General features: G+C 71.2%; 16 protein-coding genes. 5 read left to right on the top strand and 11 right to left on the bottom strand.

The window, feature by feature from the left end; translation table 11 throughout:
* Window positions 1-672: 672 nt before the first annotated feature.
* On the bottom strand, window positions 673-1,965 hold the full coding sequence (gene tyrS, locus ABZU52_RS22625; protein ID WP_354972979.1) for a tyrosine--tRNA ligase: 1,293 nt from the start codon (window positions 1,963-1,965) through the stop codon (window positions 673-675).
* Window positions 1,966-2,065: 100 nt separating this feature from the next.
* On the opposite strand from tyrS, the gene ABZU52_RS22620 reads away from it, so the two are divergent.
* Window positions 2,066-2,455, top strand: coding sequence for a PaaI family thioesterase (locus ABZU52_RS22620; RefSeq protein WP_203125019.1), 390 nt, complete (start codon window positions 2,066-2,068; stop codon window positions 2,453-2,455).
* Between the two features lie 22 nt (window positions 2,456-2,477).
* On the opposite strand, the gene ABZU52_RS22615 is transcribed toward ABZU52_RS22620, so the two are convergent.
* From ABZU52_RS22615 to ABZU52_RS22595, 5 genes are all read right to left on the bottom strand, one after another.
* Window positions 2,478-3,815 carry a hemolysin family protein gene (locus tag ABZU52_RS22615; RefSeq protein ID WP_354972976.1) on the bottom strand — a complete coding sequence of 446 codons (1,338 nt, stop codon included), beginning with the start codon at window positions 3,813-3,815 and terminating at the stop codon, window positions 2,478-2,480.
* Between the two features lie 161 nt (window positions 3,816-3,976).
* Window positions 3,977-4,618, bottom strand: a complete 642-nt coding sequence (locus tag ABZU52_RS22610) for a hypothetical protein (RefSeq protein ID WP_354972975.1) — start codon at window positions 4,616-4,618, stop codon at window positions 3,977-3,979.
* Between the two features lie 9 nt (window positions 4,619-4,627).
* Window positions 4,628-5,128 carry a GNAT family N-acetyltransferase gene (locus ABZU52_RS22605; protein WP_354972974.1) on the bottom strand — a complete coding sequence of 167 codons (501 nt, stop codon included), beginning with the start codon at window positions 5,126-5,128 and terminating at the stop codon, window positions 4,628-4,630.
* Window positions 5,129-5,174: 46 nt separating this feature from the next.
* On the bottom strand, window positions 5,175-5,435 hold the full coding sequence (locus tag ABZU52_RS22600; protein WP_354972973.1) for a hypothetical protein: 261 nt from the start codon (window positions 5,433-5,435) through the stop codon (window positions 5,175-5,177).
* A gap of 51 nt (window positions 5,436-5,486) precedes the next feature.
* Complete coding sequence (locus tag ABZU52_RS22595; protein WP_354972978.1) at window positions 5,487-5,981, bottom strand: ArsR family transcriptional regulator; 495 nt, start codon at window positions 5,979-5,981, stop codon at window positions 5,487-5,489.
* A gap of 137 nt (window positions 5,982-6,118) precedes the next feature.
* On the opposite strand from ABZU52_RS22595, the gene ABZU52_RS22590 reads away from it, so the two are divergent.
* Window positions 6,119-6,991: a universal stress protein gene (locus tag ABZU52_RS22590; RefSeq protein ID WP_354972972.1), complete on the top strand. Its 873-nt coding sequence runs from the start codon at window positions 6,119-6,121 to the stop codon at window positions 6,989-6,991.
* Here ABZU52_RS22590 and ABZU52_RS22585 read toward each other — a convergent pair.
* The 4 genes from ABZU52_RS22585 to ABZU52_RS22570 form a co-directional block, all read right to left on the bottom strand.
* Complete coding sequence (locus ABZU52_RS22585; RefSeq protein ID WP_354972971.1) at window positions 6,984-7,619, bottom strand: FMN reductase; 636 nt, start codon at window positions 7,617-7,619, stop codon at window positions 6,984-6,986. The two genes, ABZU52_RS22590 and ABZU52_RS22585, sit on opposite strands and share 8 nt — an antisense overlap.
* Complete coding sequence (locus ABZU52_RS22580; protein ID WP_354972970.1) at window positions 7,616-8,758, bottom strand: LLM class flavin-dependent oxidoreductase; 1,143 nt, start codon at window positions 8,756-8,758, stop codon at window positions 7,616-7,618. The genes ABZU52_RS22585 and ABZU52_RS22580 overlap by 4 nt, the downstream gene beginning before the upstream one ends.
* 166 nt (window positions 8,759-8,924) lie before the next feature.
* Entirely contained in the window at window positions 8,925-9,200 is a 276-nt protein-coding gene (locus ABZU52_RS22575; protein ID WP_354972969.1) for a ubiquitin-like small modifier protein 1, read from the bottom strand.
* 1 nt (window position 9,201) lies between these two features.
* A complete protein-coding gene (locus tag ABZU52_RS22570; protein WP_354972968.1) occupies window positions 9,202-10,287 on the bottom strand; it encodes an exo-alpha-sialidase in 1,086 nt (361 codons plus the stop codon).
* A 146-nt stretch (window positions 10,288-10,433) separates the two neighbouring features.
* Between ABZU52_RS22570 and ABZU52_RS22565 the strand changes: the two genes are divergently transcribed.
* On the top strand, window positions 10,434-10,676 hold the full coding sequence (locus ABZU52_RS22565; RefSeq protein ID WP_354972967.1) for a type II toxin-antitoxin system HicB family antitoxin: 243 nt from the start codon (window positions 10,434-10,436) through the stop codon (window positions 10,674-10,676).
* Window positions 10,677-10,808: 132 nt separating this feature from the next.
* On the opposite strand, the gene ABZU52_RS22560 is transcribed toward ABZU52_RS22565, so the two are convergent.
* Complete coding sequence (locus tag ABZU52_RS22560) at window positions 10,809-11,450, bottom strand: DNA-3-methyladenine glycosylase (protein ID WP_354972966.1); 642 nt, start codon at window positions 11,448-11,450, stop codon at window positions 10,809-10,811.
* Between the two features lie 148 nt (window positions 11,451-11,598).
* Here ABZU52_RS22560 and ABZU52_RS22555 point away from each other — a divergent pair, with 148 nt between their 5' ends.
* Together ABZU52_RS22555 and ABZU52_RS22550 are read left to right on the top strand one after the other, a co-directional pair.
* Entirely contained in the window at window positions 11,599-12,024 is a 426-nt protein-coding gene (locus ABZU52_RS22555; RefSeq protein WP_354972965.1) for a DNA-binding protein, read from the top strand.
* Window positions 12,025-12,256: 232 nt separating this feature from the next.
* Complete coding sequence (locus ABZU52_RS22550) at window positions 12,257-12,610, top strand: MmcQ/YjbR family DNA-binding protein (RefSeq protein WP_354972964.1); 354 nt, start codon at window positions 12,257-12,259, stop codon at window positions 12,608-12,610.
* Window positions 12,611-12,620: the final 10 nt, after the last annotated feature.

The raw sequence follows: 12,620 nt of genomic DNA, 5'->3' as shown, positions 1-12,620 counted from the left end.
AGCCAGGATCAAACTCTCCAACAAAAAATGAGTTGAACAGCTATCCCGGCAACAAACAAATGTTGCCAAAGGAATCCCAACCAGCCAAACCAAAGTTTGACCAGTCCGGGGTATAAATCATAATTGGCACTGGCTTTACAAGCACCCTGTTGAGTTCTCAAAGAACAACCACACACCGATCAGAAGCCCCACACTCAGTGGAACCCATCTCGGGGCTTTACCGCTCTCCGCACCCGGCGCTTTCAGCGCCAGGCACTTTTACTACGTTACCCGCTCGTTTCCGCCGTGTCAAACCGGTATTTCGCGGTTCGTCGTGCTTCATCCGGTAATGCGGGCACCATGTCGCAACCGGCTTGCGCCGCTCTCGTCATGGATTCGGCAGGCCGGCCGTCACGATTACTCGCAACCCGCCCGGTGCCCTGCCGGCTCGTAACCATACCCGGTCGGTTTCGCCGCGCCAAATCCGCCTCGCGGCGTTTCTGGCGGCACCACCCGGCTTGGGGGCTCCGGTAGGTTCGCCCACCCGACCCCCAGGTCGTTGGCCGGCGCTCCGGCCGTCTCAGGCTTTCGCCTGTTTCGTCCGTTCCGCGCTGGCAGAGAGAAAGTTACGCGTCCGGCGGGATGATCGTCAAATCCGTCGGACGCGTCCCCCGTCACATCGTCGACAGACGACTATTCGCCCAGCTCAACGCCCGCGAACGAACGTTTCCCCCGGCGCAGCACCAGGTATCGGCCATGCAGCAGATCGGCCGGCGACACCCCGGCGTCCACCTCGGTCACCCGGTTGTTGTTGACGTAGGCGCCACCCTCGGCGATCACCCTCCGGGCCTCCTTGAGGCCACTCACCAGGCCCGAGTCCCGCAGCAGACCCGCCACATCCGGCAATTCGCCGGAGAGGCGGACCAGGCCCGCCTCGGTCAGCGCCGCGCGCAGGGTCTCCGGCGCCAACTCGTCCAACGATCCGCGGCCGAAGAGCGCCTGACTGGCGGCGATCGCCTGTCGGGTCTCGTCGGCGCCGTGCACCAGGGTGGTCAGCTCCTCGGCGAGCGCCCGCTGCGCCAGCCGGGCCGCCGGCCGTTCGGCGGTCGCCTTCGCCAACTCCTCCAGCTCATCGCGGGAGCGGAAGCTGAAGTACCGCAGGTAGCGGTCGACCTCCTGGTCCTCGACGTTGAGCCAGAACTGGTAGAACGCGTACGGGCTGGTCATCGTCGGGTCGAGCCAGACCGCGCCGCCCTCGCTCTTGCCGAACTTCGTACCGTCGGCCTTGGTGACCAGGGGCGTGGTGAACGCCTGCACCGGCCCCGCGCCCCGCCGGCGCACGTAGTCGACGCCCGCGGTGATGTTGCCCCACTGGTCGGAGCCACCGAACTGGAGCTGACAGCCGTGCCGGCGGTGCAGCTCGAAGAAGTCGTTGGCCTGCAGCAGCTGGTAGCTGAACTCGGTGAAGCTGATGCCGGTCTCCAGCCGGGCCCGCACCACCTCCCGCGCGAGCATCTTGTTGACCGGGAAGTGTTTGCCCACGTCGCGGAGGAACTCGACGATCGACATCTCGCCGGTCCAGTCCAGGTTGTTGACCAACCGCGCCGCGTTGTCCCCGGTGTACGACACGAAGGGCGCGAGCTGCTCGCGGATCCGGTCGACCCAGCCGGCGATCACCTCGGGCGGGTTGAGCGCCCGCTCGGCGCTCTCCTTCGGGTCACCGATCTGCCCGGTGGCACCGCCGACCAGCAGCAACGGGCGATGACCGGCGAGTTGCAGCCGGCGGGCCATGAGGACCTGCATGAGGTTGCCGACGTGCAGGCTCGGCGCGGTGGGGTCGAAGCCCACGTAATAGGTGGCGGCACTCCCACCGTCGAGCAGCTCGCGCAGCTCGTCGAGGCCGGTCGAGTCCTGGATCAGGCCACGCCAGAGCAGATCATCGGTCAGGGAGGCCCGCCCGGGGGGCGGGAGGCTGCTGTCGGTCACGGTCACCGATTCTCCCCCATCGCCGGCACCGACCCGTACCGGGTTTGACGCAACCCGCCCCGGCTAGGCTTGCGCCCCGTTGATCGAGGAGGGCTTTGGCATGGAGATTCCGGATCTGACGGGCGGTTTCGTCGCCCTGCTCGGCCTCAAGTTCGAGGAGGCGAGCGCCGACCGGGTGGTCATCAGCTGGCAGGTCCGGCCCGAGCTGCACCAGCCGTTCGGCATCCAGCACGGCGGGGTGTACTGCGCCGTCGTGGAGTCCGCGGCCAGCGTGGGTGGCGCCCTCTGGCTGGCCGACCGGGGCACGGTGGTCGGGGTGTCGAACCAGACCGACTTCCTGCGGGCCGTCCGGGACGGCGAGCTGACCGCCGTCGGTACGCCGGTGCACCGGGGCCGCAGCCAGCAGCTCTGGCAGGTGGAGATCACCGACGCCGACGAGCGGCTGGTCGCCCGTGGCCAGGTCCGGCTGCAGAACCTGTCGCCCGCCTGAGCGACGGCGTTCGCCGCACGGGTCAGCTGCGGGCCTCGTCCAGCACCGGCTCCGCGGCCTGGTCGGTGTCGGCGTCGCCGTCGACTTCATCGGGTACCCGGCTGAGCCGTACCTCGGTGATCGCCCGGTGGTCGATGCCGGCCACGGCCAGCACCCAACCGTCCAGCGTGACCTCCTCCCCGGCGACGGTGGGGATGTGCCCGAGCCGGGCCAGCACCAGCCCGGCGACGGTGGTGTAGTCACCGGCCGGGCGCGACGGCAGCTCCACGCCGATGTCCGGCAGGTCGTGCACCGGGAAGGTGCCGGGCAGCAGCAGCGCACCGTCCGGGTCGCGGCGGACCGAGCGCACATCCCGGTCGGTCTCGTCGTAGATCTCGCCGACGATCTCCTCCAGGATGTCCTCCAGCGTCACGATGCCGTCGACGGCGCCGCGCTCGTCCACGACGAGCGCGATGTGCTGACGCTCGGCCTTGAACTGCCGCAGCGCGTCCACCACCGGTAGCGAGTCGGGCAGCAGCATCGGCGGCCGGGCGATCTCGTCGACCGGGCGGTCGTCGGGCACACCCACCAGGTCACGCAGGTGGATCATTCCGGCCGTGTCGTCCAGGCCGCCGTGGCGCACGACCGGAGCACGGGAGTGCCCGGTGGCGGCCAGCACGAGCCGCGCGGCCTCCGCGGTGGTCCCGCTGTCGAGCGTGAAGACCTGCAACCGGGGTACGAGGACAGCCCGCAACCGCCGGTCGGCGATCTCCACGGCACCCGCGATAATGGTGCGCTGCTCCTTGGTGAAGCCGTGGTTGCCGGCGACGATGTCGCGCAGCTCGTCCGGGCCGATCTCGTCCGGCTCGTGTTTGGGGTTGAGCCCGACCAGGCGGACCACCACGTCGCTGGTGGCGCCGAGCGCCCAGACGGCCGGCCTGGTGAGGCTGGCGAGCAGGTCGAGTGGGCGGGCCACCAGCAGCGCCCACCGCTCGGCGGACTGCATGGCGATCCGCTTGGGCGCCAGCTCGCCGAAGACCAGGGTGACGAAGGTCAACGCGAGGGTGACCGCCACGATCGCCACCGTCTCGGCGGCGCCACCGAACACCCCGAGCAGCGGCACCAGGGGTTTGGCCAGCGAGACCGCCGCCGCGGCGGACGCCAGAAAACCGGCGAGGGTGATGCCGATCTGGATGGTGGCCAGGAAACGGTTCGGGTCCTTGGCGAGCCGGGCCAGCACCCGACCGGCCCGGCTGGTGCGCTCCAGCCGCTGGATCTGGCTGTCTCGCAGCGACACCAACGCCATCTCGCTGCCCGCGAAGAGCGCGTTGATCACAACCAGGACTCCGACCAGGGCCAGTTGGCTCCCGTAGCTCTGCACGCCCGGTTCGCTCCCTCGTGGTGGTGTCGCCGGCCGGTACGACGGCGCCCGCCGGTCGGCGAGCCCGCCCGGCGTAGGCGTTGTCTTTGCCCCGTCCGGCGCCGGCCGAATCATGCCCGGGCGACGCTACGCCGAATCGCCCCGCCGAGGGGGCGGTGACGCTACGCCGAATGGGGCGTGGGTGACGCCGGCAGGTCGAGGACGTACGAGTCGCCCTCCGGGCGGAAGCCGAGCCGGTGGTAGTAGGGGGCGAGCATCCGGGGCGGGCTGACCACCCGGTGGAAGCCACGTTCGGTGAACAGGTGGCTGCGCCGGTAGACGAACTCGCCCGGGGTGAAGTCACGGAACTTCGGGGTCACGTAGTCCAGGTCGACCTGGGCGACGCCGGGCGCCTCGGCGTGCGACAGCACCACGCCGACCACCTCGTCGGCGGTGACCACGAGGAACGCGGAGCGCCCCGACGAGTCCGGATCCCAGTGGAAGCCGGGGTTGAACCGGGCGATGTCGGTGGCGTGTACGCGCAGCGTGTGCGCGAGGAACTGGTCGCCGACGCCGACCTCCACCACCTGATAGGTCTTCTCGTCGTGCCGGGTGGCGAGCATCCCGCGCAGATACCAGATGTTGATCGCCGCGAGCACGACGTTCAGCCCGACCATGGGCCAGACCTCGATCGCGGCGTTGTAGCCGATCAGCACCACGCTGCCGACGAGGTTGAGCGCCCGCAACCGCAGGACGCGCGACTGCAGCAACGACCAGACCAGCACCGCGGAGCCGGCCCAGCCGACGAGATCCAACCAGTTCACGCCGCGAGACTAGTGCCCGCCCAGGTCAGGGCCGTCGGCGGGCAGCTCCAGCAGCCACTCCGCGACCTCTTCGCCGCGGCCGTTGGCGTACCCCGAGTCTTCACCGACCACCACGAACCCGCACTTGCGGAGCACCGCGAGGGAGGCGGCGTTGTCCTTGGCGGAGCGGGCGTGCACCGGCCGGGGCAGCTCGCGCAGCAGGGCGGCCAGGGCCGCCGTCGCGTGGCCCCGACCCCAGCGGGCCGGGTCGATCCAGTAGCTGACCTCGGTCTGGTCGCCGACCGGGAAGGCACTCACATAGCCGACCACCTCGCCGTCGACCTCGACGGTGCGGACCCGGTTCGCCGGGTTGGTGAGCACCCGGGCCCAGTGTGCGGCGAACTCGCGACTGTCGGACGGGTCCTTGGGGCCGAACGCGGCCATCCGGTTGGCCTCCGGGTCCTGCTGGTGCAGGAAGAACTCGACGAGGTCGTCCTCCAGGACCGGGCGCAGCAGCACATCGGGGCTCATCGGACGAGGGTACGCAACGGCTGTGACACGGAGCGGCGGCGCGGACTCAGCTGGCGACGGCTACGACCGCCAACACGGCGGCCACGAGGGAGCTCGCCACCGAGGTGCGGACCTGTCCGTTCTCCACCAGCGCCACGGCGAGCCCCCGACGCCCCGACGGGTCGGGCGTGGCCGAGCGTGCGGCGGCGGCCAGGTCGCGATCGCCTGTGGTCTGCGCCCCGAGTCGGGGCACCCGGGGCATCAACGCCACTCCGACCAGACCGGCGATCAGCGCGACGACGAGGGTGGTGACTGTCGTCCGGCGCATGGTGGCTCCTTCATGGGGGGTCGTCGGATGCGCGGCCGGGGCCGCGTCTGGTCAGCGGCCGGCGGCGGTGAGGATGGCCAGCAGCGGCACCACGCGCTCGGCGGGGACGGCGTACCGGCCTCGGCCGGCGCTGCGTAGCCAACCGGCGGCGGTGATCTGGCGCAGGTGGTGATGCAGTTGGCCGGTGGTGCCCAACTCCTCGATCTCGGCCAGCTCGCTGGTGCTCTGCCGGCCGCCGAGGATCTCCCGCAGGAGCCGCAGCCGCACCGGGTGGGCCAACGCGGAGAGGGTGCTGGCCAGTTCCGTCCAGTCGGCGGCGAGCAGGTCGTCGACGGTGCGGCCGTACTGCCAGTCGTAGTGCTGGCCGGCGACCCGGACGGTGCCGGTGTAAAGGACCGCGCCCGACCCCTCGGACGGCAGGCGCTGTTTGAGTCCGTCGAGAGCCCAGAAGGTGCCCTCGGGCGCGGGTGGCGGCGGCGGTGCGGCGGCGAGCCGTTCGCTCAACGCGGCGACCTGCGCCTCCAGCGCGGTGAGCCGATCTTCCATGGTGTTCACACGTCGATATTACGAACATACGTAGTTACGTGCAAGTGTCGAGCGGGCGTGCCGCCGGGACCGGCGCGTCCGGCCCTTCCGCCGCGGCCGAGCGGTCGACAATGATCTGACCGACCCTTGGAGCGCCGATGAACCGACCTGTCGTGGCGGGCGTGGACGGTTCGCCGTCCAGCCTCGTCGCCGCCGAACACGCGGCGCGGGCCGCCCTGCTCCGGTCCCGACCGCTGCTGCTGGTGCACGGATACCTGCACCCGTTCGGCTACGGCGTGCCGCTCAACCCGTACGACGTCGGGGTGCCGGCGCCCTCCGAGGAGGCGCAGAAGATGTTGGAGCGCACGGCGGCCGAGCTGGTCGACCGGTGGCCCGGCCTCGCCGTGGAGGTGCGTCAGGTCGCCGGCGGCCCGGGAGCCACCCTGGTCGAGGAGTCCCGCCGGGCCGAGCTGGTCGTGGTGGGCAGTCGCGGCCTGGGCGGGGTCGCCGGGCTGCTGCTCGGCTCGGTCGGGGCGCAGGTGGCCGCGCACGCGCACTGCCCGGTGCTGGTGGTCCGCCCGGACGAGCAGCCGATCCCGGTGGAAGGCCCGGTGCTGGTCGGCGTCGACGGGTCCGAGTCGTCGCAGCTCGCCGTCAGCTACGGCGCCGACGAGGCGGCGCTACGGGACGTACCGCTGGTGCTGGTGCACGTCGGCCCGCCAGCCGAGGACCGGGCGGTGCCGGAGGAGGTCGAGGAGTCGCAGGCCGCGTACCAGGCCGAGGCGGTGCGGCTCCTCGCCGACGCCTCCGCCGCAGTGCGCGCCGAACACCCCGACCTGGTGGTGCAGGAGCATCCGGTCCGGGCGGCCGGCGCGGCCCAGGGGCTCATCGAGGCCAGCGGCACGGCGTCGCTGCTGGTCGTGGGCACCCGGGGCCGGGCCGGTTTCGCCGGTCTGCTGCTCGGGTCGGTCAGTCAGGCGGCGATCCAGCACGCGCACTGCCCGGTGCTGGTCGCCCACCCGGTCAACTGACCGGCGTGCCGTCACCTCGGCCGAGCATCTGGAGGAAGTCGGTGGTGAGGGCGAACGGGTCGGCCGGCCCGGTGGCCGGTGGTCGGCGCTCGATCTGGTCGGCCAACTCCGCGGCGGCGCGCCGGATCCGACCGCGCAACGCGCCGTCGGCGCTGCCGTCGGACCAGTCCTCCGGGGCGGCGAAGACCGCGGTCGGGACCACCACCGACCGAAGGTAGGCGAACATCGGGCGGACGGCGTGCTCCAGAGCGAGGGAGTGCCGGGCGGTGCCGCCGGTCGCGCCGATCAGCACCGGCCGGTCGACCAGCGACTCGGCGTCCAGCACGTCGAAGAAGGACTTGAACAGCCCGTTGTACGACGCGTTGAAGATCGGGGTGACGGCGATGACTCCGTCCGCCCCGGTCACCGTGTCGATGACCTCGCGCAGCGCCGCCGGAGCGAAGCCGGTGAGCATGTTGTTCACCACGTCGTGGGCGTACTCGCGCAGGTCGACGACGTGCAGCTCCACCTCGGAGCCGCGCCGGACCAGCTCGTCGCGGGTGGCCGTGGCGAGCTGGTCGGCAAGCAACCGGGTCGACGAGGGCTGGCCCAGCCCCGCCGAGACCACGGCCAGGGAGCGGCGGGTCATCGGGTCGCCCCCTCCGGTGCCTTGCCCGTCACGTCGTCGACGGCGTGCACGGTGCTGTCCTTGGCGCCGCCGGCAGCGGCGACCAGCGAGGCGTGCGTCGGCGCCGCCGGCACGTGCGCCGGACGCAGCGCGTCGAACTCCTTGCGCAGCACCGGCACGACCTCCTCGCCGAGCAGGTCGAGCTGCTCCAGCACGGTCTTCAGCGGCAACCCCGCGTGGTCCATCAGGAACAGCTGCCGCTGGTAGTCACCGACGTACTCGCGGAAGCCGAGCGTGCGGTCGATGACCTGCTGCGGGCTGCCCACGGTCAGCGGGGTCTCCCGGGTGAACTCCTCCAGCGACGGCCCGTGCCCGTAGACCGGGGCGTTGTCGAAGTAGGGCCGGAACTCGCGGACCGCGTCCTGCGAGTTGCGGCGCATGAACACCTGCCCGCCGAGGCCGACGATCGCCTGGTCGGCGGAGCCGTGGCCGTAGTGCGCGTACCGCTGGCGGTAGAGCCCCACCATCCGCTGGGTGTGCTCCTTGGGCCAGAAGATGTGGTTGGCGAAGAAGCCGTCGCCGTAGTACGCGGCCTGCTCGGCGATCTCCGGGCTGCGGATCGAGCCGTGCCAGACGAACGGGGGCACGCCGTCGAGCGGACGCGGCGTCGAGGTGAACGACTGCAACGGGGTGCGGTACTTGCCCTTCCAGTCGACCACGTCCTCGCGCCACAGCCGGTGCAGCAGGTCGTAGTTCTCGATGGCCAGGGGGATGCCGGCGCGGATGTCCTTGCCGAACCACGGGTAGACCGGGCCGGTGTTGCCGCGGCCCATCATGAGGTCCACCCGGCCGTCGGAGAGGTGCTGGAGCATCGCGTAGTCCTCGGCGATCTTCACCGGGTCGTTGGTGGTGATCAGCGTGGTGGCGGTGGACAGCAGCAGCCGCTCGGTGCGCGCCGCGATGTAACCGAGCATGGTGGTCGGGGACGACGGCACGAAGGGCCGGTTGTGGTGCTCGCCGGTGGCGAAGACGTCCAGGCCGACCTCCTCGGCCTTCAACGCGATGGCGACCATCGCCTTGATCCGCTCATGCTCGGTCGGCTCCCGACCGGTGGTCGGATCGACAGTGACGTCACCGACGGTGAAGATTCCGAACTGCATGACCAGCTCCTCGCGTGTCAACCGGGTGCCGTCGTGATACCCGGACGCAGCCCACAACTTATTTGACGACGCAACTATTCCGTCGGCGGGACGCCCCGTAGTGGCGCCGATCACCCCTCCACAACGCGACATTCGGGTCGAACGCTGCCCTCGGCGCCGGCCCCGGTCAGCCGCCCGCCACCGACGGCAGCACCTGCACCTCCGCACCGTCCTTGACCGGGGTGGCCAGCCCGCCGGAGTGCCGGCAGTCTTCCCCGTCGACGAAGACGTTGACGTAGCGGCGCAGCTCGCCGCGCTCGTCGCGGATGCGCCGGGCCAGCCGGGGATGCGCGACGGCCATCTCGTCGAGAACGGCCCGCAGCGTCCCGGCGGTGGTGACGCTCAGCAGACTCGCACCCCCGGCCTCGCCGCGCAGCGGGCCGGGCAGCAGCACGGTGACCACCTCACACCGTCGCAGCGCGAACGCAGAGCACGTCGGGCAGGTGCGCCGCGACCGTCGACCAGGAGTCACCCTCGTCGCGGCTGGCGAAGACCGAGCCGGAGCGGGTGCCGAAGTAGACCCCACCGGGGCTGGCGTCATCGGCGCACATCGCGTCCCGGAGCACCGCCGGATAGAACGGCCCCTCGGGCAGCCCCACCGACAGCGGCTCCCACTTGCCACCGGCGTCGGAGGAACGGAACACCCGGCAGCGGTGATCGGTCGGGAACCGCTCGCCGTCGGCCACCAGCGGGAAAGCCCACACCGTGCCGGCGCGCCCCGGGTGGGTCACCATCGGGAAGCCGAAGTCGCTGGGCAGCCCGTCGGCGATCGAGGACCAGGTGCGGCCGTCGTCGTCGGAGCGGTAGACGCCGTGGTGGTTCTGCGCGTACAGCCGCTCGGGGTTGCCGGAGTCCCGGGCGACCTTGTGCACGCACTGGCCGAACTCCGGCCACTCGTCGGGCATGAACTGGGCGCGGATGCCGGTGTTGCCCGGCGCCCAGCTCGCCCCGGCGTCTTCCGAGCGGTAGACCCCGCCGGTGGACATGGCGACCAGCAACCGAGCCGGGTCACGCGGGTGCGGCAGCACGGTGTGCACCGCCTGACCGCCGAAGCCGGCCCCCCACCGGGGGCGGTGCGGATGGTCCCAGAGGGAACGGACGAGCTCGAAGCTGCGGCCACCGTCGGTGGACTTGAACAGCGCCGAGGGCTCGGTGCCGGCCCAGACGACGTCCGGCTCGTCGGCGCCGGCCGGCATCAACTGCCAGACCCGCCCGAGGGAGACGCCGGTGTCGGCCGGGAAGGCGACCGGCGCCTGGTCGGGCTCGTCCCAGGAAACGCCGAGGTCGTCACTGGTGGCGAGGCTGGGGCCGAAGTGGGAGCTGGCCGTGCCGGCGAGCAGACGCGGGGTGGAACGACGGGTGTCGACCGCGACCGCGTAGACACCTGTCATCGGAAAGTGCGGACCGGTGATCTCCCAACTGCGCCGGTCGTCGGTGCTGGTGGCGAGAAACAATCCCTTGGCTGTGCCAATCGCGAGCAGTGTTGCCATGACGTCCTCCGAACCGTCGGTGAGCAGGTCCGGTGATTATCGCCACAAGCTCCGACAAATCCGCCCGGCCACACGCCACCGTCTGGCAAATGACGGGTGCGACCGGCACCGCTTCGATCCACTCTCGGAACCGTCAGACTCGTAGGATGACGGGGTCGTCTGCCAAGGAGGCCGCAATGGTTCGGACGTTCACCGCAGCGGTGCACGAGGAAGAGGACTGGTACGTCGCGCGGTGCCTCGAACTGGACGTGGCCAGCCAGGGCGAGACGCTCGACGCTGCTCTGAGCAATCTACGGGAAGCGGTCGAGGCCTACCTCGAGGAAGTTTCCCAACCGGCCATCGAGGCCACACCCCTGGTGACGTCCTTCCAGGTGGGAAGGGCGGCATGAGCCCAGCCCAGCACGCCACCATCAAGCGTGGAACGTTGGCTTCGATCCTCCGACAGGCGGGACTGACGCCGGCGGAATTCCAGCACCTGATCGACTAGCTGGACCACCATTTGTGCCACACCTGGGCCGCGCTCAGCGCCGGACGCGGGGCACGTGCCGGCGGTACGCGCTGACCGTCGGGTCGCCGTCGAGCCAGAACCGCCACGGCAGGTCGTGCGCCCCGGTCACACCGACGCGGGGTCCGGCGACCACCTCATCCGCAGACACCGGGGCGGCCGGTGGACGCAGTCGGACCGGGCCGTCGCCGAGCAGGTACGCCCCGTACGCCTCGCGGTCGATGCCGAGCGCGGAGCAGAGCCGGGCGGGCCCGCGGGCCAGGTCCACGTCCCGCCGGATGGCCGGCCGGCGCTCCCGTGCCGTGGCCAGGCCCTCGACCACCTCGCCGGCGCGCAGCAGCACGGCGGAGGCCTCCACGTCGACCCCGGTGACCACGTTCATGCACCAGTGCATGCCGTAGGTGAAGTAGACGTAGGCGTATCCGGCGGGGCCGAACATCACGGCGTTGCGCGGGGTACGGCCCCGATGGGCGTGCGAGGCCGGATCGCCGCCACTTCCCGCGTACGCCTCGACCTCGGTGATCCGGACGGTGACCCCGCCGGCCTGCAGTCGGCAGCCCAGCAGGCCGCGCGCCGCCGGCAGCAATGGACCGGCGAGCAGGTCCGCCAGTGCCGCCAGGTCGGCGTCGGTGGTGGCGTCACCGGACGACAGGGCCATGTCCTCGACGGTACCCATCCCACCGCCCCGGCGCCCGGTCGGGCCAGCCGGGCGCCGGCCGAGCGAGGCGCCGGTCCGCCCTTCGGCCGACGCGGTGCTATTTGAACGATCTGTTGACAAGGTTTCGTTGATGGGGTGTGCTCAGGGGATGACGACCGAGGACATCTTCACCGCGCCGGACCCGGGCCGGGCCCGCGCCCATCGGACGCACGAGGCGTTGCAACGGATCACCGAGCGGCACGCCGGCACCGACACCCGGCGGGGCCGCTGGGCCCATCCGTACGTGCTCGACCCGTGGGAGGCGGTCGCCCTGGTCACCGCGCTGGCCGCCGGTGGGGCCGAGCGCGAACCCGCGGAGGAGCCGGTCGACGCCGCCGACCTCACCGCCGCGCTGACCCTGCTGCCACACGTCCGCGCCGAGCTGGACGCCCTGGAGGCCGGCCTGTTGACGCTGGCCCGCGATCGGGGGCTGACCTGGCAGGCGATCGCGTACGGGCTCGGGTTGGGCAGCGCGCAGGCGGCCCGGCAGCGCTACGAACGGGTCGCGGCCCGCTCGTCCGAGCAGACCGCCTGACCAGCAGGCTCGTCAACCCGCCAGGCTTCGTCGATCATGGAGTTGTGGTCGGTGACAAAGGACCCACATGATACCAAGTCGGGCACCACAACTCCATGATCGACAGGGCAGGGCAGGGTAGGGCCGTCCTAGATCGAGCGATCTTGCGGGGGCGCCGGGGGTAGCGGACCGGCACGCCTCGTGCCGGCGGGCGGTTGGGCGGGCACACTGTGCGCACGACGAGGAGGCACCCATGAAGCGCGCGGAGATGCTGGCGTACTGCCTGGCCAAGCCGGGAGCATGGCTGGACCAACCGTGGGAGGGCGACGAGGTGGTGAAGGTGGGCGGCCGGATCTTCGCGTTCCTCGGCAGCGAAGGGGGCAAGCCGACGGTCGGCATCAAGTGCGGGCCGACCCGGGAGGTAGCCGACGAGTGGCTGCACCGGCACCCCGGCGACGCCACCGTGATGCCCTACATCGGCCGGTCCGGGTGGAACACGCTGCGCCTGGACGGCGGGATCGACGACGAGGAGCTGACCGAGGCGGTCGACTCGTCGTACGACATGGTGGTGGCCAAGCTCCCCAAGCGGGAGCGCCCGACGGCCTGAACCGCCGCGG

The organism is Micromonospora sp. NPDC005220 (assembly GCF_040607895.1).
Classification (GTDB): domain Bacteria; phylum Actinomycetota; class Actinomycetes; order Mycobacteriales; family Micromonosporaceae; genus Micromonospora.
The sequence above is the reverse complement of the archived record's forward strand: the minus strand, read 5'-3'. Positions and strand labels throughout refer to the sequence as shown.

What these genes read in the sequence shown, in the direction of transcription:
- ABZU52_RS22565 (WP_354972967.1), top strand. Translation starts at nt 10,434, where the DNA reads ATGACGGGGTCGTCTGCCAAGGAGGCCGCAATGGTTCGGACGTTCACC.
- ABZU52_RS22555 (WP_354972965.1), top strand. Translation starts at nt 11,599, where the DNA reads ATGACGACCGAGGACATCTTCACCGCGCCGGACCCGGGCCGGGCCCGC.
- ABZU52_RS22550 (WP_354972964.1), top strand. Translation starts at nt 12,257, where the DNA reads ATGAAGCGCGCGGAGATGCTGGCGTACTGCCTGGCCAAGCCGGGAGCA.
- ABZU52_RS22590 (WP_354972972.1), top strand. Translation starts at nt 6,119, where the DNA reads ATGAACCGACCTGTCGTGGCGGGCGTGGACGGTTCGCCGTCCAGCCTC.
- ABZU52_RS22580 (WP_354972970.1), bottom strand. Translation starts at nt 8,758, where the DNA reads ATGCAGTTCGGAATCTTCACCGTCGGTGACGTCACTGTCGATCCGACC.
- ABZU52_RS22570 (WP_354972968.1), bottom strand. Translation starts at nt 10,287, where the DNA reads ATGGCAACACTGCTCGCGATTGGCACAGCCAAGGGATTGTTTCTCGCC.
- ABZU52_RS22595 (WP_354972978.1), bottom strand. Translation starts at nt 5,981, where the DNA reads ATGGAAGATCGGCTCACCGCGCTGGAGGCGCAGGTCGCCGCGTTGAGC.
- ABZU52_RS22605 (WP_354972974.1), bottom strand. Translation starts at nt 5,128, where the DNA reads ATGAGCCCCGATGTGCTGCTGCGCCCGGTCCTGGAGGACGACCTCGTC.
- ABZU52_RS22560 (WP_354972966.1), bottom strand. Translation starts at nt 11,450, where the DNA reads ATGGCCCTGTCGTCCGGTGACGCCACCACCGACGCCGACCTGGCGGCA.
- ABZU52_RS22620 (WP_203125019.1), top strand. Translation starts at nt 2,066, where the DNA reads ATGGAGATTCCGGATCTGACGGGCGGTTTCGTCGCCCTGCTCGGCCTC.
- ABZU52_RS22600 (WP_354972973.1), bottom strand. Translation starts at nt 5,435, where the DNA reads ATGCGCCGGACGACAGTCACCACCCTCGTCGTCGCGCTGATCGCCGGT.
- ABZU52_RS22585 (WP_354972971.1), bottom strand. Translation starts at nt 7,619, where the DNA reads ATGACCCGCCGCTCCCTGGCCGTGGTCTCGGCGGGGCTGGGCCAGCCC.